Annotated in this window: 1 protein-coding gene; it reads right to left on the bottom strand. The window is 60.4% G+C overall.

Annotation, left to right across the window (positions count from 1 at the left end):
* A partial coding sequence (locus AYO36_RS14035; RefSeq protein WP_156501868.1) for an ABC transporter ATP-binding protein occupies positions 1-379 on the bottom strand: 379 nt, incomplete at both ends.

Below are 379 nucleotides of genomic sequence, written 5' to 3'. Positions count from 1 at the left end.
GGGCGGTTGTAAAGGTCGAGCGGCACACCAAATTGTTCGAGTTTACCAGCCCGCAAAACGGCGATCTTGTCGGCCATGGTCATGGCTTCCACCTGATCATGCGTGACGTAGATCATGGTGTTGCCGAGACGCCGGTGCAGACTGGAAATCTCACCGCGCATGTCGACGCGCAGTTCCGCATCGAGGTTGGAAAGCGGTTCGTCGAAGAGGAACACGCGAGGTTCCCGCACCACGGCGCGGCCGATGGCGACGCGCTGGCGCTGCCCACCCGACAAATCCTTGGGACGACGCTCGAGAAGCTGATCGATCTGCAGCATCTTGGCGACCTGCGCGATCTTCTCGGCGATCTCCTTCTTCGGCGTGCCGATGTTCTCAAGAC

Source organism: Exiguobacterium sp. KKBO11, from assembly GCF_001644945.1.
GTDB lineage: Bacteria > Bacillota > Bacilli > Exiguobacteriales > Exiguobacteriaceae > Exiguobacterium_A > Exiguobacterium_A abrahamii.
The sequence above is the reverse complement of the archived record's forward strand: the minus strand, read 5'-3'. Positions and strand labels throughout refer to the sequence as shown.